Origin of the sequence: Streptomyces sp. NPDC056480, from assembly GCF_042795405.1 — a bacterium.
In the GTDB taxonomy this organism is placed as follows: Bacteria; Actinomycetota; Actinomycetes; order Streptomycetales; family Streptomycetaceae; genus Streptomyces.
Genome location: NZ_JBHTSA010000025.1, coordinates 39,241 through 58,665, shown reverse-complemented (window position 1 = coordinate 58,665; position 19,425 = coordinate 39,241). Strand labels below are relative to the sequence as shown.

The 19,425-nt window shown below is 73.1% G+C and carries 19 protein-coding genes and 1 riboswitch; of the genes, 7 read left to right on the top strand and 12 right to left on the bottom strand.

What is annotated here, in order from left to right; all coding sequences use genetic code 11:
- The first annotated feature begins 78 nt into the window (after nucleotides 1-78).
- Nucleotides 79-942, top strand: coding sequence for a hypothetical protein (locus ACFQ79_RS14150; RefSeq protein WP_383582737.1), 864 nt, complete (start codon nucleotides 79-81; stop codon nucleotides 940-942).
- 136 nt (nucleotides 943-1,078) lie between these two features.
- On the opposite strand, the gene ACFQ79_RS14145 is transcribed toward ACFQ79_RS14150, so the two are convergent.
- The gene (locus tag ACFQ79_RS14145; RefSeq protein ID WP_383582735.1) at nucleotides 1,079-1,564 is read right to left on the bottom strand and encodes a GNAT family N-acetyltransferase; all 486 of its coding nucleotides are present in this window, start codon (nucleotides 1,562-1,564) and stop codon (nucleotides 1,079-1,081) included.
- A gap of 70 nt (nucleotides 1,565-1,634) precedes the next feature.
- Nucleotides 1,635-1,994 (bottom strand): antibiotic biosynthesis monooxygenase family protein, encoded by a 360-nt coding sequence (locus tag ACFQ79_RS14140; protein WP_383582732.1) that lies wholly within the window; start codon nucleotides 1,992-1,994, stop codon nucleotides 1,635-1,637.
- Nucleotides 1,995-2,006: 12 nt separating this feature from the next.
- Here ACFQ79_RS14140 and ACFQ79_RS14135 point away from each other — a divergent pair, with 12 nt between their 5' ends.
- Together ACFQ79_RS14135 and ACFQ79_RS14130 are read left to right on the top strand one after the other, a co-directional pair.
- Nucleotides 2,007-3,176, top strand: a complete 1,170-nt coding sequence (locus ACFQ79_RS14135; protein WP_383582729.1) for a serpin family protein — start codon at nucleotides 2,007-2,009, stop codon at nucleotides 3,174-3,176.
- A 183-nt stretch (nucleotides 3,177-3,359) separates the two neighbouring features.
- Entirely contained in the window at nucleotides 3,360-4,232 is an 873-nt protein-coding gene (locus tag ACFQ79_RS14130; protein WP_383582726.1) for an alpha/beta hydrolase, read from the top strand.
- A gap of 89 nt (nucleotides 4,233-4,321) precedes the next feature.
- On the opposite strand, the gene ACFQ79_RS14125 is transcribed toward ACFQ79_RS14130, so the two are convergent.
- The 3 genes from ACFQ79_RS14125 to ACFQ79_RS14115 form a co-directional block, all read right to left on the bottom strand.
- Nucleotides 4,322-4,990 (bottom strand): O-methyltransferase, encoded by a 669-nt coding sequence (locus ACFQ79_RS14125; protein WP_383582724.1) that lies wholly within the window; start codon nucleotides 4,988-4,990, stop codon nucleotides 4,322-4,324.
- On the bottom strand, nucleotides 4,987-6,081 hold the full coding sequence (locus tag ACFQ79_RS14120) for a DUF2330 domain-containing protein (protein ID WP_383582721.1): 1,095 nt from the start codon (nucleotides 6,079-6,081) through the stop codon (nucleotides 4,987-4,989). Before ACFQ79_RS14120 ends, ACFQ79_RS14125 begins: the two co-directional genes overlap by 4 nt.
- A gap of 106 nt (nucleotides 6,082-6,187) precedes the next feature.
- On the bottom strand, nucleotides 6,188-7,435 hold the full coding sequence (locus ACFQ79_RS14115; RefSeq protein ID WP_383582718.1) for a cytochrome P450: 1,248 nt from the start codon (nucleotides 7,433-7,435) through the stop codon (nucleotides 6,188-6,190).
- 251 nt (nucleotides 7,436-7,686) lie between these two features.
- Here ACFQ79_RS14115 and ACFQ79_RS14110 point away from each other — a divergent pair, with 251 nt between their 5' ends.
- A complete protein-coding gene (locus tag ACFQ79_RS14110) occupies nucleotides 7,687-8,856 on the top strand; it encodes a steroid 3-ketoacyl-CoA thiolase (protein WP_355964847.1) in 1,170 nt (389 codons plus the stop codon).
- 140 nt (nucleotides 8,857-8,996) lie between these two features.
- Here the strand turns inward: ACFQ79_RS14110 and ACFQ79_RS14105 are convergent, their stop codons facing one another.
- The 7 genes from ACFQ79_RS14105 to ACFQ79_RS14075 form a co-directional block, all read right to left on the bottom strand.
- On the bottom strand, nucleotides 8,997-9,398 hold the full coding sequence (locus ACFQ79_RS14105) for a transglycosylase SLT domain-containing protein (protein ID WP_209494572.1): 402 nt from the start codon (nucleotides 9,396-9,398) through the stop codon (nucleotides 8,997-8,999).
- A 286-nt stretch (nucleotides 9,399-9,684) separates the two neighbouring features.
- Nucleotides 9,685-10,596 carry an ECF transporter S component gene (locus ACFQ79_RS14100; protein WP_383582715.1) on the bottom strand — a complete coding sequence of 304 codons (912 nt, stop codon included), beginning with the start codon at nucleotides 10,594-10,596 and terminating at the stop codon, nucleotides 9,685-9,687.
- Complete coding sequence (locus tag ACFQ79_RS14095; RefSeq protein WP_383582712.1) at nucleotides 10,593-12,299, bottom strand: ABC transporter ATP-binding protein; 1,707 nt, start codon at nucleotides 12,297-12,299, stop codon at nucleotides 10,593-10,595. The genes ACFQ79_RS14100 and ACFQ79_RS14095 overlap by 4 nt, the downstream gene beginning before the upstream one ends.
- On the bottom strand, nucleotides 12,296-13,420 hold the full coding sequence (locus ACFQ79_RS14090; protein ID WP_383582709.1) for an energy-coupling factor transporter transmembrane component T: 1,125 nt from the start codon (nucleotides 13,418-13,420) through the stop codon (nucleotides 12,296-12,298). The genes ACFQ79_RS14095 and ACFQ79_RS14090 overlap by 4 nt, the downstream gene beginning before the upstream one ends.
- A 7-nt stretch (nucleotides 13,421-13,427) precedes the next feature.
- Nucleotides 13,428-14,162: an SCO2322 family protein gene (locus ACFQ79_RS14085; protein ID WP_383582706.1), complete on the bottom strand. Its 735-nt coding sequence runs from the start codon at nucleotides 14,160-14,162 to the stop codon at nucleotides 13,428-13,430.
- A complete protein-coding gene (locus ACFQ79_RS14080) occupies nucleotides 14,159-15,415 on the bottom strand; it encodes a prenyltransferase/squalene oxidase repeat-containing protein (protein ID WP_383582703.1) in 1,257 nt (418 codons plus the stop codon). Before ACFQ79_RS14080 ends, ACFQ79_RS14085 begins: the two co-directional genes overlap by 4 nt.
- A gap of 76 nt (nucleotides 15,416-15,491) precedes the next feature.
- A riboswitch (cobalamin riboswitch) is annotated at nucleotides 15,492-15,628 on the bottom strand.
- 31 nt (nucleotides 15,629-15,659) lie between these two features.
- Nucleotides 15,660-16,718, bottom strand: coding sequence for an MBL fold metallo-hydrolase (locus ACFQ79_RS14075; RefSeq protein WP_383582701.1), 1,059 nt, complete (start codon nucleotides 16,716-16,718; stop codon nucleotides 15,660-15,662).
- Nucleotides 16,719-16,940: 222 nt separating this feature from the next.
- On the opposite strand from ACFQ79_RS14075, the gene ACFQ79_RS14070 reads away from it, so the two are divergent.
- The 3 genes from ACFQ79_RS14070 (at nucleotide 16,941) to ACFQ79_RS14060 (ending at nucleotide 19,340) form a co-directional block, all read left to right on the top strand.
- Nucleotides 16,941-18,404, top strand: a complete 1,464-nt coding sequence (locus ACFQ79_RS14070; RefSeq protein WP_383582699.1) for an aldehyde dehydrogenase — start codon at nucleotides 16,941-16,943, stop codon at nucleotides 18,402-18,404.
- Nucleotides 18,404-18,637: a ferredoxin gene (locus ACFQ79_RS14065; RefSeq protein WP_383582794.1), complete on the top strand. Its 234-nt coding sequence runs from the start codon at nucleotides 18,404-18,406 to the stop codon at nucleotides 18,635-18,637. Before ACFQ79_RS14070 ends, ACFQ79_RS14065 begins: the two co-directional genes overlap by 1 nt.
- Nucleotides 18,638-18,740: 103 nt before the next feature.
- Entirely contained in the window at nucleotides 18,741-19,340 is a 600-nt protein-coding gene (locus tag ACFQ79_RS14060; protein ID WP_383582696.1) for a hypothetical protein, read from the top strand.
- Nucleotides 19,341-19,425: the final 85 nt, after the last annotated feature.

Sequence of the window (19,425 nt, the reverse complement as noted above, 5' to 3'; positions counted from 1 at the left end):
ACTCCCTGTATGACAGTCACTCAGATCCCCTCAGTACGCTGTCCCCTTCAAGATCGCATCACAGGGGGAGCGGGCAGGATGAACAGCGAAGAACCACGTCAGGGCCAGGGCCGGCCGACTCCGCCGCCACATCCTCCGGCACACCCGCCGGCCGGACCGCCCGCCGGACCGCCGACCGGCGGACACGACGGGTACGGAGGCGGGTACGCGGGCGGGGCCGGCGGTGGATACGGCGGTGGATACGGCGCCCCGGCGCCGATCGTCGTGGCGCGTACGTCCTCGCACCGGGGCGCCTGGATCGGCGCGGCGGCCACGCTGGTGGCGGCGATGATCGGCGTCGTCGGCACGTACCTGGTGAGCACCAACAACGATGGCGACGCCCCGCCGCGGGCGCAGACCCCGGTGACGAGCTCGACCGGCCCGTCCGGGGCGGAGGACGGGAACGGCGAGGACTCCTCCGCGGACTCCTCGCGGAGCCCGGAGACCGCGACGAGCCAGGAGGCCTCGACGAGCGAGGAGAGCTCGGCGCCCCCGACCTCCGATGCCCCGCCCGCGAAGCCGGCCGGCACGGTCGCATGGCAGGGACCTCTGGTGATCACGTACGCGGAGGACAAGGACCTCGACGCGGCGCCGCCCGCGGAGTCGGAGATCCGCGAGGAGAACGACTTCTCCGTCTACCCGTTCGGCGGCCACATGCTGCAGCCCGGGGACGACGTCAAGGCGCTGGTCTGGAAGGACTCGACGAACAAGACGCCCTCGTACGAGGACTGCGCGCGGGACATCGACACCCTGGGCACCTCGACGGCGACGGAGCTGAAGACGGGGATGGTCGTCTGCGCCGCGACGAACGACGGCCGGCTCGTCCGCCTGACCGTCAAGGAGCTGGCCGGTCTGGCGTCGGACACGCGAGGCATCTTCGACGTCGTCGTCTGGAGCCGCTGACCGGATCCGCAGCCCAGAGCCGCTGACCGGATCCGCAGCCCAGAGCCGCTGACCGGACCCGCAGACCGGATCCGCAGACCGGCAGCTCCCGTCGTCCCGGGGCGGCCGGGGCGGCCGGGGCGGCCCTGGCGGCCGGTCAGAGGTCCTTGCCGTACCAGATGTCCATGTACGGGCCCGTGCAGTACGCCGGGATCTCGTCGTACCCGTGCCGGGTGTACAGGGCGCGCGCCTCGACCAGGTCGAGGCGCGTGTTCAGGACCATCCGGCGGGCGCCGAGCTCGCGCGCCGCGTCCTCCAGGGTGCCGAGGAGCGCGCCCGCCCCGCCGAGGCCGCGGAAGGCGTGACGCAGGAAGACGCGGGTCAGTTCGGCGCGATCCTCGTCGAGGAGGAGCACCCCGCCGCAGCCGGCGGGCTTGCCCTCGTACCGCCCGACCAGGAACTGCCCGGTCGGCGGGGTCAGCAGCTCGGCCCCGTCGTCGGTCAGGCCCTCGTCGATCTCCGCCCGCGTCGCCGGGCGCTTCCAGTAGCGGCTGGCGACGTCGTCGTAGTAGTCGCGGCGCAGGGCGGTGGCGTCCGGGGTGTCGACGCGCTCGGGGGAGAAGGTCCAGGTCATGGGCGCCATTGTGCGGCGCGCACGACCTGGGACGCAGCCCGATTTCTCCGGGCGCCCGGCCGGCCGGGGACGCGCGGGCTCAGCTCTTCGGGGACGCCTGCTGGACGACCTCGAAGGACCAGAGGGTGGAGCCGGACGCGGCGGGCCTGGGCCGCTCGCCGCCCTCACCGCCGCCCTCGCCACTGCCCGCGCCGCCACCCGCGCCGCCGCCCCCGTGTGCGGCCTTCATGGAACCGTTCATCCAGGCCTGGAAGTCCTCCTCACTGCGCCAGCGCGTGTACACCAGGTACTGGTCTGTGCCCTCGACGGGGCGCAGCAGCTCGAACCACTCGAACCCGTCGGACCCCTCCACGGCCCCGGCCCGAGAGGCGAAGCGCTGCTCCAGGACCTCACGCTGCTCGGCGGGCACGGTCAGGACGTTGATCTTCACGATGCTCATGAAAGGCAGGATATGACTCCCGGTCCCACCGCCTTCGAGGCGGACGCGGTACGGGCCCTGGCGGGCCGTTGGCTGGTCTGTCTGGGTGAGGACGACTTCGTCTGTTCGCCGGCGGGGCTGTGGCTCGCTCTCGCCGCCGTGGCCTCCGGGGCGCGCGGGCGGACCGCAGAGGAGCTGCGGGGGGTGCTCGGGGTCGACGGGGAGGCGGCCGCGGGGGCGGTGGCCGTCGTCGGGCGGCGGCTCGCGGTGACGGACGGGGTCGTGTCGGCGGCCGGTGTGTGGAGCAGGGTGCCGGTGCTGGAGGCCTTCCGGCGTGGCCTGCCGGACGTGGAGTTCGGGGTGCTGCGCGGAGCGCCGGCCTGGTTCGAGCTGCCCGACGAGGTGTTCGGGGCGACGGACGACGTGTCCCTGGGCGAGATTCCGGCCGTCGAGCAGGACGAACTCGACGACTGGATACGGAGGGCGACCGGCGGGCGCGTCCAGCGGCTGCCGCTCGGGCTCGACGGCTCCGAGGACCTGGTCCTGGTCAACGCCCTCGCCCTGAAGGCGTCCTGGCTGACCGCCTTCCCCGCGCACCTCACCCGCGACGAGCCCTTCACCGACGGCTCGGGCGACACCCGGCCCGTACCGACCATGCGGCAGCGGATTCCGGCCGATCGGGTCTGGTCCGTGGACGGGGTCACCGTCGTCGAACTGCCCTGCGCGGGCGACGAGGCCGCCCGGGTGCGGTTCGCCCTCGGCCGGCCCGGCGCCGGGCCGGCCGACGTGATGCCCGCCGCCTGGGCCGGGCCGGCGGAGCGGCGGCCGCTCGCCGCGGACGCGGCCGATCTCTCGCTGCCGCGCTTCACCCTCCGTACGAGGACCGAGGCCGAGGGCCATCTGGCGTCGCTCGGGATCAGCCGGGCGTTGCGTCCCGGGGCCGACTTCTCGGCTCTGTCCCCGGTCGGCCTCTTCGTCTCCGGGGTGGTGCAGGAGGCGCTGGTCGAGGTCGCGGAGGAGGGGGTCGAGGCGGCCGCGGTGACCCAGGTGACGATGACCCGCAGCGCGGCGCCGACGCGGCACGGGACCGTGGAGCGGGTCGCCTTCGACCGGCCCTTCGGCGTCGTCGTCCTGGACGCGTCCGGTGAGCTGCCGCTCTTCGCGGGCTGGCGTCGCAGCGCACCGGGCCGGGCCGGCTCCTGAGCCCCGTAGGGTCATCGGGCGGTCGCGAGACGCTCCGTCCTGTTAGGGTCGCTCGTATGTGTTCCGTCATCCACAACCGGCAGGCGATCCGCACCCGTTCGGGGTGCTGACCGCGGTGCCGGCCTGTGCCCGGCACCCGGACCCGCGTCCACCGTTCGCCTCCTGATGACGAGGAACCCCGCCATGCGCGCACACTCGCGCCCCATTTTCGTATGCGTCCACGGCGGCTCCAGCAACGCACGGGCCTGGGGCCCGCTGCAGAACGAGCTGGCGCTGCTCGGACACCGTTCGTACGCCGTCGATCTCCCCGGGCACGGCGACCGGGCCGATGGTCCCGCCGCCTACTACCGGCAGCCCCAGGACCTGAAGGCGCTGGCCGCCGCCCCGTCCCCGATGAGCGGCGTCACGCTGCGGGACAACGTCCGGCACGTGACGGACGTCCTGCGGCGGCTGGCGCCGCTCGGGCCGGTCGTGCTGGTCGGCAACAGTCTCGGCGGGCTGACGATCGGTGCCGTCGCCGACGCCGTGCCGGACCTGGTGGACCGGATGGTCTACCTCTCCGCGTTCTGCCTCGCCGACCCGGCGATGCTCACCGGGGCGTGGGACGTGGTCGACGAGAACCTGCTGGACGCGGCGGTGGCGCGGATCGCCGTGCCGCTCACGGGCGAGTCCGCCGATCCGCGGGTGGTCCGGCTGAACTGGCGGGCGGCCCATGCCGATCCCGCCGTGTTCGCCGCGCTGAAGGCCGCCGTCATGGCCGACTCCACCGACCGCGTCTTCGGAGCGCTGCTCGACACGCTGGACCCGGACGAGAACCACGGGGTGCTGGAGCCGGGGGCGCTGGTCACCGCGGAGCGCTGGGGCCGGGTCCCGCACACCTACGTCCGGCTCTCCGGGGACGCGAGCATCACCCCGGCGGTGCAGGACCACATGATCCGCAAGGCGGACGGGCTGACGCCGCACAACCCCTTCGAGGTGCACACCCTGGACACCTCGCACGTCGGCTACTTCAGCCGGCCGGCGCTCTTCGCGGAACTGCTGGCAGGCCTCGTCTGACGGGGCCCGGGTGTCCCCTTCCCCCGGCGCCCCGGGTGTCCCCCTTCCCCCGTGCGGCGGGGAAGGGGGACACCCGCCGGGTCCCGGCGCTAGCGCACCACGCGGGCCAGCAGCAGGCCGTCGTAGCCCTTGGTGCCGACGGTCTGGATCGCCGTCGCGTCCAGGCGGGGTTCCGCCGCGACGAGTTCGAAGAGTTCGCGGGTGCCGGTGATCGCCGGGTCGTCCGGGTCGGGGGTGGTGATCCTGCCGCCCCGGACCACGTTGTCGACGATGATCACCGTGCCGGGGCGGGAGAGCTTCAGGGCCCACTCCACGTAGCGCGGGTTGTTGACCTTGTCGGCGTCGATGAAGACCAGGTCGAACGGGCCCGCGCCCTCCGCCTCCAGCTGCGGCAGGCTGTCCAGGGCCGCGCCGGTGCGGACCTCGACGATCTTGTCCAGGCCGGCGTGGGCGAGGTTGGCGCGGGCGACGTCCGCGTGGGCCGGGCTGTACTCGAGGGTGATGAGCCGGCCGTCGGCGGGCAGGGCGCGGGCCAGCCAGATCGTGCTGTAGCCGCCGAGGGTGCCGATCTCCAGGATGCTGCGGGCGTCCTGCATCCGGGCGAGCAGGTGGAGGAGCTTGCCCTGGTTGGGGGCGACGGCGATCTCGGGCAGTCCGGCCGTCGCGGAGGCGCTGAGCGCGGCGGTCAGCGCCTCGTCGGCGGGGGCGATCGTCTCGGTGAAGTAGGCGTCGACTGCGTTCCACTGAGGGTTCGTCATACGGCCGAACGTACACCGGCGCCGAGGTCCGGGCGGCGCCTTGTCGCCCGTACGGCCAGGAGCGTCGCGAGGGCGGCGAGGAGCAGGCCGCCGCCCACCGTCAGGAGCCATACGGGGATTCCGCCGCCCACCGTGAGCAGCCGGTCGGTGTACTCGACCCGGCGGTACGGGGTGTCGGCGACGGCCCTCAGGTGGTGGTCGTCGTCGATCCGCTCCGGGTGGGGGAACTCCTGCTCCAGGACGGTGAGTCGGACCGGCCGGTTCCCGGCGAGCCCGGCGACGGGGCCCGCGGGCTCGATCCGGCCGGCGAAGGTCACCTCGGGGGCGTCGCCGCCGATGGGGGAGCGGGGCTCCATCCGGTGCTCGGCGAGGATGTACAGGCCGAGGCTCTGGGAGGTCTTCGCGAGCCGCGAAAGGCGCATGGGGTAGACGAGTTCGGGGGATTCGAAGCCGATGCGCAGCGGGGTCAGCTCGCCCTGGAGGACGGCGTCCTTCTGCTGGGGCGCGAGGCGGACGGCGACGTACTCCCACCGCCGCTCCACGTACGGTTCGAGGGCGCCGGTCAGCCGTTCGGGCAGTTCGAAGCCGTTGGTCCGCAGCCAGTCGCCGAGGGCGTCGGGGTCGGTGGCGGTCAGCCGGGCGACGTCGAAGGGGCCGAGCCGTTCGCGGCCGACGACGCCGACGCCGCCCGCGCCGGGCGGCGGAGCCCCGGCCCCGTCCCCGTAGTCCCGGTCGAACGGCCAGTCGCCCTCGCGCGGCCAGAAGTAGGAGCGCTCGCGCTGCTCGGGCTCGGTGAGCCGGTCGAGCGAGTCGAAGAGCTCGGGGTCGCCGAGGGTGACGTCGGCGCGGCTCGGCACGGGCATGATCCAGGCGGCGTGCCGGGCGTCGCCGTGGACGTTGAAGCGCATGACGACGGTCTCGGTCCGTCCGTCCCAGTGGACGGCCGACTCCTCGCGGTCGACGCCGATGCGCTGGTCCTTGGTCGGGATCATGGCGCCGCAGCCGCAGGCGTACGCCGGTGCGAGAAGCGAGCCGAGCTGGAGCGCGAGCAGCGCGACGATGGTGGTCAGGATTCTGTGTGTCCCCCGCATGCGGGGTGGGACGTGCCGGGTGACCCTCCGGTTCCGTCCCGCCCCGCTGCGCGGGCTAGGGGGGTGTCTTGCCGATCAGACCGGGCTCGCGGAGACAGGACACCCCCTAGGACCCGGCGCGGACCCGGAGTTCCTTCACCCCGTTCAGCCAGGCGGCCCGCAGCCGGCGCGGCTCGCCGGCGAGGGTCAGGTCGGGCAGGGCGTCCGCGACCGCGTTGAAGATCAGCTCGATCTCCTTGATGGCGAGGGACTTGCCCAGGCAGAAGTGGGGTCCGCCGCCGCCGAAGCCGAGGTGCGGGTTGGGATCGCGGGTGATGTCGAAGCGTTCGGGGTCGGTGAAGACCTCGGGGTCGTTGTTGGCGGAGGAGTAGAAGAGGCCGACGCGGTCGCCCTTGGCGATCTTCTGTCCGCCGATCTCGGTGTCCTGGGTGGCGGTCCGCTGGAAGGAGACGACGGGGGTCGCCCAGCGCACGATCTCCTCGGCGGCGGTCGCCGGCCGTTCCCGCTTGAAGAGTTCCCATTCGTCGGGGTGGGTGAGGAAGGCGTGCATGCCGTGGCTGATGGCGTTGCGGGTGGTCTCGTTGCCGGCGACGGCGAGCAGGAGGACGAAGAAGCCGAACTCGTCGGAGGAGAGGTTGCCCTCGCCCTCGGCGGCGACGAGCCGGCTGACGATGTCGGCGGCGGGGCATTCCTTGCGGGCGGCGGCCATGTTCATCGAGTAGCCGATGAGTTCCATGGCGGCCTCGGCGCCGATCTCCTCGGTGATGGCGTACTCGGGGTCGTCGTACGCGACCATCTTGTTCGACCAGTCGAAGATCCGGGAACGGTCCTCCTGGGGGACGCCGATGAGTTCGGCGATGGCCTGGAGGGGGAGTTCGACGGCGACCCGGGTGACGAAGTCGAAGGTGCCGTCGGCGTCCGCGGCGCGCTTGGCCTCGTCGACGATGGCGTGGGCGCGGTCGCGCAGGGCCGTCTCCAGGTTCCGGATCGCCCGCGGGGTGAAGCCGCGCTGGACGATCTGGCGGACGCGGGTGTGCTCGGGCGGGTCCATGTTGAGCATGATCAGCTTCTGGACCTCGATCTGGTCCCGGGTGATGTGCTCGTTGAAGCGGATGACGGCGGTGTTCTCGTTCGAGGAGAACAGCTCGGGGTGCGTGGAGACGTACTTGACGTCCGCGTGGCGCGTGACGGCCCAGTATCCGCCGTCCGCGAAGCCCGTCACGCCGGGCGGCTGGGGGCACCACCACACGGGTGCGGTCTGCCGCAGCCGCGCGAACTCCGGGAAGGGGACGCGGTCGCGGAGCAGATCGGGGTCGGTGGCGTCGAACCCCTCGGGAAGGTGGGGACAGGGCATCGGCAACACGCTCCGCATCTGAGGGAATCTGATGAGGGGATCTGATGGGCCGTCAGGAGTTGCCGGGAAAGTTAGTAACGAGTTCTACAAGTAGCAAGGGCCAGAACGGGAAGTGTTGCCTCCCGGACCCTTGCGTACCCGCGGTAGCAGTCATAAGACTGCACTCAGAACTAGAACGCGTACTAGTTCCCCCGTGACGCCGACCGACGGGCTGCCGGGACGCCCCGTCCGGTCGAGGAGAGGACGAGCTCATGGCCGCGGAACCCGTCATCGTCGAAGCCGTACGCACCCCCATCGGCAAGCGCGGAGGCGCGCTCGCCAACCTTCATCCCGCCTACCTCCTGGGCGAGACCTACCGCGAACTCCTCGGACGCACCGGCATCCACGCCGACTGCGTCGAACAGATCGTCGGCGGTACGGTCACCCACGCCGGCGAGCAGTCCATGAACCCGGCCCGCACGGCCTGGCTCACCATGGGCCTGCCCTACGAGACGGCGGCCACCACCGTCGACTGTCAGTGCGGCTCCTCGCAGCAGGCGAGCCACATGGTCGCCAACATGGTCGCGGCCGGCGTCATCGACATCGGGATCAGCTGCGGTGTCGAGGCCATGTCCCGCGTTCCGCTCGGCTCCGGGTCCAAGCACGGCCCCGGAAAGCCCTTCCCCGACGAGTGGAACGTCGACCTGCCCAACCAGTTCGAGGCCGCCGAGCGCATCGCCCGCCACCGCGGCCTCACCCGCGAACGCGTCGACTCCCTCGGCCTGCTCTCCCAGGAACGCGCCGCGAACGCCTGGTCCGAGGAGCGCTTCAAGCGCGAGACCTTCGCCGTCCAGGTCCCCACCACCGAGGAGGAGCAGGCCGCCGGGCAGGGCATGTGGCGGCTCGTGGACCGCGACGAGGGCCTGCGCGACACCACCATGGAGGGTCTCGCCCGCCTCAAGCCCGTGATGCCGACCGCCGTCCACACCGCCGGGAACTCCTCGCAGATCTCCGACGGCGCCGCCGCGATCATGTGGGCCTCCAAGCGCATGGCCCGCGCCCTCAAGCTGAAGCCCCGCGCCCGGATCGTCGCCCAGGCGCTGGTCGGCGCCGACCCGCACTTCCACCTCGACGGGCCGATCGACGCCACGCGCGCCGTCCTCGGCAAGGCCGGGATGTCGCTCCGGGACATCGACCTCGTCGAGATCAACGAGGCCTTCGCCTCGGTGGTGCTGAGCTGGGCGCAGGTCTTCGATCAGGATCTGGCGAAGGTCAACGTCAACGGCGGTGCGATCGCCCTCGGCCACCCCGTCGGGGCGACCGGGGCCCGGCTGATCACCACCGCGCTGCACGAGCTGGAGCGCACCGACAAGGAGTTCGCGCTGATCACGATGTGCGCGGGCGGGGCGGTGGCGACCGGGACGATCATCCAGCGGCTGTAGGGACCGTCGGGGGCCGGAGAACGCCGCGCGCCCGGCCTCGACGGCGGACGTCCCGCCCTGTCCCGCGGAAACGCCGCAGGCCCCGCCCTCCCTGACGGGAGGCGGGGCCTTGCGGGTGTGCGCTGGTGCGGCGGTGACTCTTAGTACCAGCCGTTGGCCTGCCAGAACGCCCAAGCGGCGTTCGGGGAGCCGTAGCGCTCGTTCATGTAGTTCAGGCCCCACTTGATCTGGGTGGCGGGGTTCGTCTTCCAGTCGGAACCGGCCGAGGACATCTTCGAGGCCGGGAGGGCCTGGACGAGGCCGTAGGCGCCGCTGGAGGAGTTCGTCGCGGTGTGGTTCCAGTGCGACTCGTGCTCGACGATCTTGCTGAACGACGCGTACTGCGAGGCGGGCACGATCTTGCGGGCGACGTCCTGGGGGCTGGCGGCGGAAGCCGAGCCCGTCGTGCCGATGACCGCACCGGAGGCGGCGAGCAGAACGGCCGCGGTGCCGGCGAGGGTCTTCTTGCGGGCGGCGACACGAGTGGTGATCGAGCGGATCAAGATCTCTACCTAACTTCGGGAACAAGGGCTGCGTCAGGCGATTTCGGCAAACCGGAACCAGAGCCCGGGGAACCCGGGAACTGGGGGGAACCGGCCGTCCGAGGCGCTGTGGTGAGCACCGGCTGCCTGGCGACGTCCACCAGACAAGCAGGGCTGGAACGCCGACGCAACGACCCCCTGTACGAGGAAGGTTCGGACCCCGGAGGAAGGTCCCGGGGGGTGGGTGTGGGATGTTTCCGCAGGTCATGCCCTGCTGTGGGCGGTTTGGGCGGGTACCGCCCGACTACTATTCCGGCTCGTACGTGACGTAGGTCCTGTGGGGCGGCTCACCCGGGGAGGGCCTCTCAGGGCCCTCGAATGTGACCTGGGCCTCGAAGTTCGCCCGTCGCGTCGCCCGCCGCAACGCCTTCAGGAGCGTGCCGCCGATGGTGAGGGTGAGGACCACGGTGAGAACGGCCCGTCCCAGGTCCCAGCCGAGGGAGGTGGCGGTGACATAGGCGAGGAAACGGACCAGGTTCTCGTCGAGCGGGGCGCCCGGCTGGAACGAGATCCCGCTGCTCAGGCCCTGGAGCAGCACCCAGCCCTGCAGATTCATGATCGTGCCGTACGCGAACGCCGCCACGAACCCGTACGCCGAGAGCATCAGCAGCTCACCCCGGCCCCGCAGCCTCCCCCAAGCTCTCGGCTCCGCTCGGGCAGGGGGGACCCCCACCGGCCCCGGCAGCAGCCCGGCGCCCATCGTGAACCAGCCCATCGACAGCATCTGGAACGGCATCCAGGGCCCCACCCCGCCCGTGAGCAGGGCCGACGCGAACATCGTCACCGCGCCGAGGACGAAACCGAAGCCCGGCCCGAGGACCCGGCCGCTCAGCACCATCAGGAAGAACATCGGCTCCAGACCGGCCGTCCCCGCGCCCAGCGGCCGCAGGGCCGCGCCGACGGCGGCCAGCACGCCCAGCATCGCCACCGCCTTCGCGTCCATCCCGCAGTCCGCGATCGTCGCCACGACCACCGCCACGAGGAGCGGCAGCAGGGCGGCGAACAGCCACGGCGCGTCCCCGGCGTGCGAGGTCACGGCGGAACCGGCGTCCGCGAAGAGCGGCCAGCAGAACGCGAAGAGACCGATGAGGGAGACCAGGGCCAGGGCGGTGACGGAGCGTGGTCCCAGCCGGACCGCGCGTACCGGGCGGGTGCTCACAGGGCCGCCTCCACCTGCTCGACCGTGAGCCACGGCTGCGGGGCCAGGATCTTCGCCACCTGCGGCGAGAACGCGGGGGAGGAGACGACCACCTCCGCCGTCGGCCCGTCCGCCACCACCTCGCCGTCGGCGATGATCACCACCCGGTGCGCCAGCTCGGCCGCAAGCTCCACGTCGTGCGTCGCGAGCACGATCGCGTGTCCCTCGGCGGCCAGGGTACGGAGATGGGCGACCAGACGGGCCTTCGCCGCGTAGTCCAGGCCGCGGGTCGGCTCGTCCAGGAGGAGCAGGGGCGGGCGGCCGGTCAGGACGACGGCGAGCGCGAGCGCCAGCCGCTGCCCCTCCGACAGGTCCCGCGGGTGGGTGTCGTCCGCGACGCCCGGCAGCAGCTCGGACACCAGCGCCCGGCAGGTCCCGGGCGCGGCGCCCGCGTCCCCGTCGGCCGCCGCGCACTCGGCGGCGACGGTGTCCGCGTACAGCAGGTCCCGCGGCTCCTGCGGAACCAGGCCGACCTGGCGGATCAGCTCGCGGGGGCTTGTGGTGTGCGGGACCCGGCCCGCGACACGCACGGTGCCGGAGGTCGGGGCGATCATGCCGACGAGGGTGGAGAGGAGGGTGGACTTGCCGGCCCCGTTGCGGCCCATGAGGGCGAGGGTCTCGCCCGCCTGGACCTGGAGGTCGATGCGACGGAGCGCCTCGACGCGGCCGCGGCGTACGCCGAGGCGGTCGGCGAGGACGAGGGGGGTCGTGGTGGGGGTGGCGGGTGCGGACGGGGTACGGCGCCGCTTGAACAGGTCGAGTCCCCCACCCCGCCCCTTCCCGGGAACCGGGCTCCGCCCCGGACCCCGCTCCTCGAACGCCGGACGGGCTGAGAATCCCGCCGGCCCCGCAGGGGCCCGCCCCTCCAGCCGCCCCTTCATCTCGCCGGCCCGCCGACGCGCGTCCCGCACCGTGAGCGGCAACGGGTCCCACCCCGCCAGCCTCCCCAGCCCCACCACCGGCGGATGCACCGGCGACACGGCCATGATCTCGGCGGGGGCGCCCATCACGCCCTCCGGCAGCATCAGCACCTGGTCCGCGTACTGCACCACCCGCTCCAGGCGGTGCTCCGCGAGCAGCACCGTCGTGCCCAGGTCGTGCACCAGCCGTTGCAGCACCGCCAGGACGTCCTCCGCCGCCGACGGGTCCAGCGCCGACGTCGGCTCGTCCAGGACCAGGACCTTCGGGTGCGGGGTCAGGACCGAGCCGATCGCGACCCGCTGGCGCTGGCCCCCGGAGAGCGTCGCGATCGGGCGGTCGCGGAGTTCCGCGAGGCCGAGCAGGTCCAGGGTCTCCTCGACCCGGCGCCGCATGACGCCGGGCGCGAGGCCCAGGGACTCCATGCCGTACGCCAGCTCGTCCTCGACGGTGTCGGTGACGAAGTGCGCGGACGGGTCCTGGCCGACCGTGCCGACCAGGTCCGCGAGCTCGCGCGGCGGATGCGTGCGGGTGTCGCGGCCGTCGACCGTGACCCGGCCGGTCAGGGTGCCGCCGGTGAAGTGGGGGACGAGGCCGGAGACCGCGCCGAGGAGGGTCGACTTGCCGACGCCCGAAGGGCCGACGAGCAGGACGAGCTCGCCCTCGGGGACGGTCAGGTTCACGTCCCGCAGGGTCGGCTCGGCATCCTCCTCGTAGGTCACCGAGACGTTCTCGAAGCGGATCACGCCTTCTCCTTCGCAGCGGGAGCTGTCGCGGGTACGGGGGCCACGAACGCCGGCACCAGGCCCACCAGGATCGACACCGCCGGCCAGAGCGGCAGCTCCGGAGCCTCCAGCGGTACGACCCCGGGGTGCAGCGCCTCGGACGCGTACGTGTTCGCCCAGATCATCAGGACCGCCACCGCCACCCCGGACCCCGCGACCAGCCAGGCCCGCACCCCCCAGCGGTCCGGCCGGTACCGGGTGCGGACCGTCCGGCGGCCGCCGAGCCGCAGCCCCGCCATGGCCGCGACCAGCCCGGCGCCGAGCAGCGGCAGCCCGTATCCCGCGCCCTCCGCCGCGAGGAGCCCGTACGTACCGGCGCAGATTCCGAGCAGTCCGCCCAGGGTCAGGAGGTTCGTGGTGCGGCGTACCGAGGCCGGGACCTGCGCCGTCCGGCCGTAGCCGCGCGCGTCCATCGACGCGGCGACCGCGACCGACCGCTCCAGGGCCCCCTCCAGGACCGGAAGCCCGATCTGGAGCACCGCCCGCACCCCGCCCGTGGGGCGGCCGCGCAGGCGTCGGGCGGTACGCAGCCGCACCACGTCCGCGACCATGTTCGGCGCGAAGGTCATCGCCACGACGACGGCGACCCCGGCCTCGTACAGCGCGCCCGGCAGCGACTTGAGCAGCCGCGCCGGGTTGGCGAGCGAGTTCGCCGCGCCCACGCAGATCAGCAGGGTCGCCAGCTTCGCGCCGTCGTACAGCGCGAACACCAGCTGCTCGGCCGTCACCCGCCCCCCGATCCGCACCCCCTGCGCCCACTCGGGCAGCGGCACCTCGGGCAGCGTGAACAGCAGGTGGGTCCCCGGGATCGGGGAGCCGAGCAGCAGCGAGAAGACGACCCGCAGGAAGACGACGAAGAGGCCGAGCTTCACGAACGCGCCGTACGAGCGCGCCCAGGGCGCGTCCGTACGGCGGGCCGCCACGACATAGCCCGCGACCCCGACGAGGAGGCCGAGGAGGAGGGGGTTCGTCGTGCGGGAGGCGGCGACGGCCAGGCCGAGCGCCCACACCCACCACGCCCCGGCGTGCAGGGCGTTGGACCGGCTCGCCTCCGGGGCACGGAGGACGTCAGGAACCTTCATACCGGGCTCATCCGCGCCGGCGGGCCTTCCAGATCGCCGCCCCGCCCAGGGCCAGCACGGCCGCCCCGCCGGCGAGCACGCCGAAGGACGGGCCCCCGCCCTCCTCGCCGGCGGTCGCCGACGCGCTCGGCGCGGCCGACGCCGGGGTCTTCCCGGTCCCACCGGTCCCAGCGGTCTCCGCGACCGGCTCGCCGCAGCCCCGCGCGGGGTAGCCGGCGATGCCGCACAGCATGGCCGCGCCGTCGTACCGCAGCGGTTTCGCGACCACGGCGAGCGCCTCCGCGCCCGTCGCGTCCTCACGGACCTGCGCGCAGCCGGCCTCGACCCGCTTCTCCGGCGGGGTCTCGCCGGGCGGCGCGTCCGCCGGGCCGCCGAAGTCGACGACGACCGCGACCCGCTTCGTGCCGTCCTTCTTCTCCACGCCCCCGCAGATCCTCGTGAAGTCGGGGGCGACGGACGGCCGGGAGGTGTCGTTCGTGCCGTTGCTGATCGCGAAGCGGAAGCCGATCGCGTCGCCGTCGGCGGGGCGTGCGGTCGCCGGACCCTGGGTGGCGTACGTCCAGGCCTTCCCGCCGTCGCTCTCCCAGAACGACCAGTAGCGGTAGCCGGCGGCCTGCGCCGGGGCCGCCGCGGCCACGACCGAGCCGAGCGTCAGAAGCGCCCCGGCCGCGGCTCCCGCGGCACGGGAGCCACGCCTTCGTGCACCGGTTCCTCGCGCACCGTCGCCTCGCGAGGCGGTCACTTCTTGCGGCCGCTCACGAGGAAGCCGATGCCGACGCCGACGACCGTGCCGATGCCGATGATCCACCAGATGTCGAAGCCGCCCTCGTCGTCACTCGTGGACGAGGCCGAGGTGTCGGGCGTCTTCGGCGCCGGGCCGGTGGCGTTGAGCTGCTCCACCAGGTCCGCCGCAGCGAACTCGCGCGGGTCCGTCTCCGTCGCCCGCGCGGCCAGGATCAGCTGCGCGTACGCGGCCGGGCCGCCCTTCTTCGCCCAGGCGGCGGAGTTCTTCTCCAGCCACTCCACGGCGGGCTTCGCCTCCTTCGAGGCGCCGGACGCGGCGAGCGCGACGACGGCGTCGGCGGTGTTGCCGATGTCGGGCTGCTCGGTGGTGTCGGTGGCGCCCGGCATCGGCGGCAGGGTCAGGTGGCCGGTCTTCGCGAGGGCCTTCGCCAGGTAGGAGGCGCCGTTGAGCGCGGCCCGCTCGATCGTCGGCTTCGACAGGTCGTTGCAGACCGGCGGCTGCTCCGGCGAGGCCTTGGTGGCGACGACGCTCTTGCCGAGGCCCGCGAGGGTGGCCGCGGCGGTGGCGTCGGCGTTCGCGAGGAGCTTGCCGGCCTTGTCGGGCTGGTACGCGAAGGCCCCCGGGCCCTCCTTGTCCGTGCAGGGCAGCGCGAAGGACAGGAGCGCGTCGTAGGGCGTACGGCCCTCGGCGGAGGTGAACGAGCCGGGCCGCACGCCCGTCGCGGCGAGCGCGCCGACGACGACCGAGGTGGAGTTCGCGTCACTGGCGCCGCCCGGGCTGTAGCCCCAGCCGCCGTCCTTGTTCTGGACGGTGCGCAGCCAGTCGGAGCCCGCCTTGACGGCCTTGTCGACCGTCTCGGGGGAGGCCGACTGCTTCCGGACCGCCCGGAGTGCCTGCACGGCGATCGCCGTGGCGTTGGTGTCCCGCATGGTCTTCGCGTCGCAGGGCGTCGTGGCGTCGGCGCGGTACGAGCTGAACGAGCCGTCCGCGCACTGCTGGCCGAGCAGCCACTCCACGGACTTGTCGGCGGGCTGGAAACCGGTGGCGCGCTGGGCGAGGAAGGCCTGGGACTGGCGCCAGACACCGTCGTACGTCGGGTCGTTCGTGCCGTACAGACCGTCCGGGATCGTGACGGCGGAGGGCGTGGGGGAGGGGGCGGTGCTGGCCGCTCCCGCCACCCCGGCCGCTCCGGTGCCGAGCAGGACGGTGGCGGCTGCGAGCGCGGTGGCGCCGCGGCGGACGGTGTTCATGGGGCCCTCTCCTGCGGCCGGGCACCGGCACGCCTCAGGGGCACCAGGCTCCGGCTCCGTATTCCTCGACGGTGCCGGCGGTCACGTCCCGGACGGGGCATTCCGACTCACGACTCCCCTGTAGGGGTCGTTCACGGTTGCGGGTCAGTGCCGGATTCGCACCGGCTTCCCCCCGTACGGGCATGATGACGACCCGCCCACTCTACCGGCCCGTAGGCCCGCGGCCCGGCGGGTGCGAGGTGCCTCACACCGCCACGTACTCCACGGGGTCCGTCCCCTGCACCGCCTCCGCGCGGCCGAGTTTCACCAGGCGGCGCAGGTGCGCCTCGGCCTCGCTGACGGCGATGTTGCGGGAGCCGTAGGGGATCTGGTCCCAGGGGCGGTTCCACTCCATCCGCACGGCGAGCTGCCAGGGGGTGAGCGGGGTGGCGAGCAGGTCGAGGAGTCCGGTGAGCCGGTCCTCGTGGTGGTCGAGGAGTTCGCGGACCCGGCCGGCGGCGTCGGTGAAGGCGTGCTGGTGGGCGGGGAGGACCTCGGCGACGCCGAGGCGGCCGATGCGTTCGAGGGAGTCGAGGTAGTCGCCCAGGGGATCGGTGACGGTGGAGTCGTCGGGGTCCTCGTACAGTCCGATGTGCGGGGTGATCCCGGGCAGCAGATGGTCGCCGGAGAAGAGCCGGCCGTGGCCGGGCAGCCGGGAGGGGTGCTCCTCCTCCAGGTGGAGGCAGACGTGGCCGGGGGTGTGGCCGGGGGTCCAGATCGCGCGCAGTCGCCGTCCGGGGAGGTCGAGGAGTTCGCCGGGGGCGATCTCCCGGTCGGGGAGGGCGGAGCGCAGCCCGGGCAGGGTGCGCAGCCGGCCGGAGGTGCGGGCGGCCCGCAGCGGGACGAGGTGGTCCTCGGGGGCGCCGACGGCGGCGAGCTTGCGGGCGAGGTAGTCGAGCCAGGTGCCCGGCTCGGCGTCCCGGGTGCGGCGTACGACGTCGGTGTCGGCGGCGTGCATGGCGATCCAGGCCCCGGACGCCTCGCGGACCTTGCCGGACAGGCCGTGGTGGTCGGGGTGGTGGTGGGTGATGACGACGCCGTGGACGTCCGGCACGTCGATGCCCAGCGCGGCGAGTCCGCCGGTGAGTTCGGTCCAGGAGGCCGGGTCGTCCCAGCCGGTGTCGACGAGGACCGGGCCGCGGTCGGTGTCGAGGACGTGGACCAGGGTGTGGCCGAGCGGGTTGTCGGGGATGGGCACCCGGAGCGACCAGACGCCTCCGCCGTGCTCGGTCACCTGGGGCAGCGGTCCCTGTGGAGCGGGCATGGGTCCTCGTCTCTCCGCGGCGGTGCGGGGCGCGCGTTCTCCGTATCTGGAACTGACGATACGTCAGGTGTAGCCCGGGGGAACAGGACTTCGGCCATGGCCGGGAGGGGGCGGGGCGCGGGCGCGGCCGGGGTCCGTCCGGAGCATTGCCCTCGATAACTAGAACTGGTATCAGTTCTGATGCATCGTCAGGGACAACATCTCCTCATGAAGGCGGCGGTCATGACCGAGCTTGTGGAGCACGGAAAGCTGTTCATCGGCGGGGAGTTGACCGACCCGCTCGGCGAGGACGTCATCGAGGTCGTCTCCCCGCACACCGAGCAGGTCATCGGGCGCGTCCCGCACGCCTCCACCGCCGATGTCGACCGGGCCGTGGCCGCCGCCCGCCGGGCCTTCGACGAAGGGCCCTGGCCCCGGATGACGGTGGAGGAGCGGATCGCCGTCGTCAGCCGCATCAAGGACGCGATCGCCGTACGCCACGAGGAGATCGCCCGGTCCATCAGCGCGCAGAACGGCTCCCCGTACTCCTGGTCCGTCCTCGCCCAGGCGCTCGGCGCGATGATGGTCTGGGACGCGGCGATCACCGTCGCCCGCGACTTCACCTACGAGGAGCGGCGCGGCGGCGTCCTCGGCCCGCTGCTCGTCCGGCGCGAGCCGGTGGGGGTGGTCGCGGCCGTCGTCCCGTGGAACGTGCCGCAGTTCACCGCCGCCGCCAAGCTGGGGCCCGCGCTGCTCGCCGGCTGCACGGTGGTCCTCAAGCCCTCGCCGGAGTCGCCGCTCGACTCGTACATCCTCGCCGACATCGCCACCGGGGCCGGGCTGCCCGAGGGCGTGCTCAGCATCCTGCCCGCCGACCGCGAGGTCAGCGAGTACCTCGTCGGGCACCCCGGCGTCGACAAGGTCTCCTTCACGGGTTCGGTCGCCGCGGGCAAGCGCGTCATGGAGGTCGCCGCCCGCAACCTCACCCGCGTCACCCTCGAACTCGGCGGGAAGTCTGCCGCCGTGATCCTGCCCGACGCCGACCTCGCGACCGCCGTCGCCGGGATCGTCCCGGCCGCCTGGATGAACAACGGCCAGGCGTGCGTCGCGCAGACCCGGATCCTCGTCCCCCGCTCCCGGTACGAGGAGATCGCCGAGGCCTTCGCCGCGGCGGCCGGCGCGCTCGTCGTGGGCGACCCGCTCGACCCCGCCACCCAGGTCGGGCCGCTGGTGGCCCAGCGGCAGCAGCAGCGTTCGCTCGACTACATCCGGATCGGCCAGGAGGAGGGCGCCAAGGTCCTCTCCGGCGGCGGCCGGCCGGCCGGGCTCGAACGGGGCTGGTACGTCGAGCCGACGCTCTTCGGCGGCGTCGACAACTCCATGCGGATCGCCCGCGAGGAGATCTTCGGACCGGTCATCTGTCTCCTGCCGTACGGGGACGAGGCCGAGGCCCTGCGCCTCGCGAACGACTCCGACTTCGGGCTCAGCGGCAGCGTCTGGACCGGGGACGTGGAGCGCGGCATCGACTTCGCCCGCGGCGTGCGCACCGGCACCTTCAACGTCAACACCTTCAGCCTGGACATGCTCGGCCCGTTCGGCGGCTACAAGAACTCCGGACTGGGGAGGGAGTTCGGGCCCGAGGGCTTCGGGGAGTACCTGGAGCACAAGATGATCCACCTGCCGGCCGGTTACGAGGGCGGCGCGTGATGGGGGACCGCTGGCACGTCGAGGTCGACCGGAGCGTCTGCATCGGTTCCGGCATGTGCGTGAACCACGCCCCGGACGGTTTCCGCCTCGACACCGCCCGGCAGTCCCACGCACGCGAACCGGAGTCGGACGCGGGGGAGAAGCTGCTCGCGGCGGCCGAGGGGTGCCCGGTGGAGGCCATCATGATCACTCTGGCGGAGGGCGGGGAGCCGGTCTTCCCGCCGGAGGAGTAGCCGGGCCGCCGGCCCCGGGCCGCCGGAACCGCCGCGACCTGCGCGTACCGCGTGTGTGAGACTCCCTCGGCACACGTACGTACGCGCAGGGAGCGGGGCAGTCATGCGGGGTCGGGGCAGGGGCCGGGGCAGAGGGTGGGCGACGGTCGCGAGTGCGACGGCGGCGGTGGTCCTCGGGGCCGGATGCGGGACCGGCGCTGGGGGAGGGGCCGCCGCCCCGGCCTTCGGCCGTGAGGCGGCGCACGCCGAGATCGTCGCCGCCGTGAAGCAGGCGGGGCTGCCGAAGTCCGACCTGCCGGGGGCCGGCGGGCCGGTCCCGACGGGCTCCACGCCGCGCCCCACCCCGTCCACGGACCAGGAGCGGCTCCAGGAGCGCGTCCTCGCCTGCACCGCCTCCTGGCAGTACGTCGGCCCGCCCGTCGACGGATCGCGCGGCGCCCTCGAGAAGGCGGTCACGGCGCTCGTCGCCGAGGACTGGGTCCAGGGCGAGCGCCAGGTGGAGAAGCTCGACGACAAGGGCGGCACCATGCTCCAGCACACGCTCAGGAAGCGGGGCTGGACGCTGTACGCCCGCCACACCGGCATGCGGAAGTCGCTGACCATGGAGATGATCTCCCTGCGGGCGACGGAGAACGCGTGCATGAATCGCTTCACCGAGCAGGAGAAGAAGTCCCTGTTCGGAGAGGACGCCGAACAGGGCTGACGAAAGGCGTCGTTGCGCCCGCCGCCCGTTCCCACGTGCAAAACTGTGCCCTTGAAAACGGGGGCAAGAGGCCGTCGTACGTGCG

Excerpts from the sequence above, each read along its gene's own strand:
- ACFQ79_RS14150 (WP_383582737.1), top strand. The coding sequence starts at position 79 with ATGAACAGCGAAGAACCACGTCAGGGCCAGGGCCGGCCGACTCCGCCG.
- ACFQ79_RS14145 (WP_383582735.1), bottom strand. The coding sequence starts at position 1,564 with ATGGCGCCCATGACCTGGACCTTCTCCCCCGAGCGCGTCGACACCCCG.
- ACFQ79_RS14140 (WP_383582732.1), bottom strand. The coding sequence starts at position 1,994 with ATGAGCATCGTGAAGATCAACGTCCTGACCGTGCCCGCCGAGCAGCGT.
- ACFQ79_RS14135 (WP_383582729.1), top strand. The coding sequence starts at position 2,007 with ATGACTCCCGGTCCCACCGCCTTCGAGGCGGACGCGGTACGGGCCCTG.
- ACFQ79_RS14130 (WP_383582726.1), top strand. The coding sequence starts at position 3,360 with ATGCGCGCACACTCGCGCCCCATTTTCGTATGCGTCCACGGCGGCTCC.
- ACFQ79_RS14125 (WP_383582724.1), bottom strand. The coding sequence starts at position 4,990 with ATGACGAACCCTCAGTGGAACGCAGTCGACGCCTACTTCACCGAGACG.
- ACFQ79_RS14120 (WP_383582721.1), bottom strand. The coding sequence starts at position 6,081 with ATGCGGGGGACACACAGAATCCTGACCACCATCGTCGCGCTGCTCGCG.
- ACFQ79_RS14115 (WP_383582718.1), bottom strand. The coding sequence starts at position 7,435 with ATGCCCTGTCCCCACCTTCCCGAGGGGTTCGACGCCACCGACCCCGAT.
- ACFQ79_RS14110 (WP_355964847.1), top strand. The coding sequence starts at position 7,687 with ATGGCCGCGGAACCCGTCATCGTCGAAGCCGTACGCACCCCCATCGGC.
- ACFQ79_RS14090 (WP_383582709.1), bottom strand. The coding sequence starts at position 13,420 with ATGAAGGTTCCTGACGTCCTCCGTGCCCCGGAGGCGAGCCGGTCCAAC.
- ACFQ79_RS14080 (WP_383582703.1), bottom strand. The coding sequence starts at position 15,415 with ATGAACACCGTCCGCCGCGGCGCCACCGCGCTCGCAGCCGCCACCGTC.
- ACFQ79_RS14075 (WP_383582701.1), bottom strand. The coding sequence starts at position 16,718 with ATGCCCGCTCCACAGGGACCGCTGCCCCAGGTGACCGAGCACGGCGGA.
- ACFQ79_RS14070 (WP_383582699.1), top strand. The coding sequence starts at position 16,941 with ATGACCGAGCTTGTGGAGCACGGAAAGCTGTTCATCGGCGGGGAGTTG.
- ACFQ79_RS14065 (WP_383582794.1), top strand. The coding sequence starts at position 18,404 with ATGGGGGACCGCTGGCACGTCGAGGTCGACCGGAGCGTCTGCATCGGT.
- ACFQ79_RS14060 (WP_383582696.1), top strand. The coding sequence starts at position 18,741 with ATGCGGGGTCGGGGCAGGGGCCGGGGCAGAGGGTGGGCGACGGTCGCG.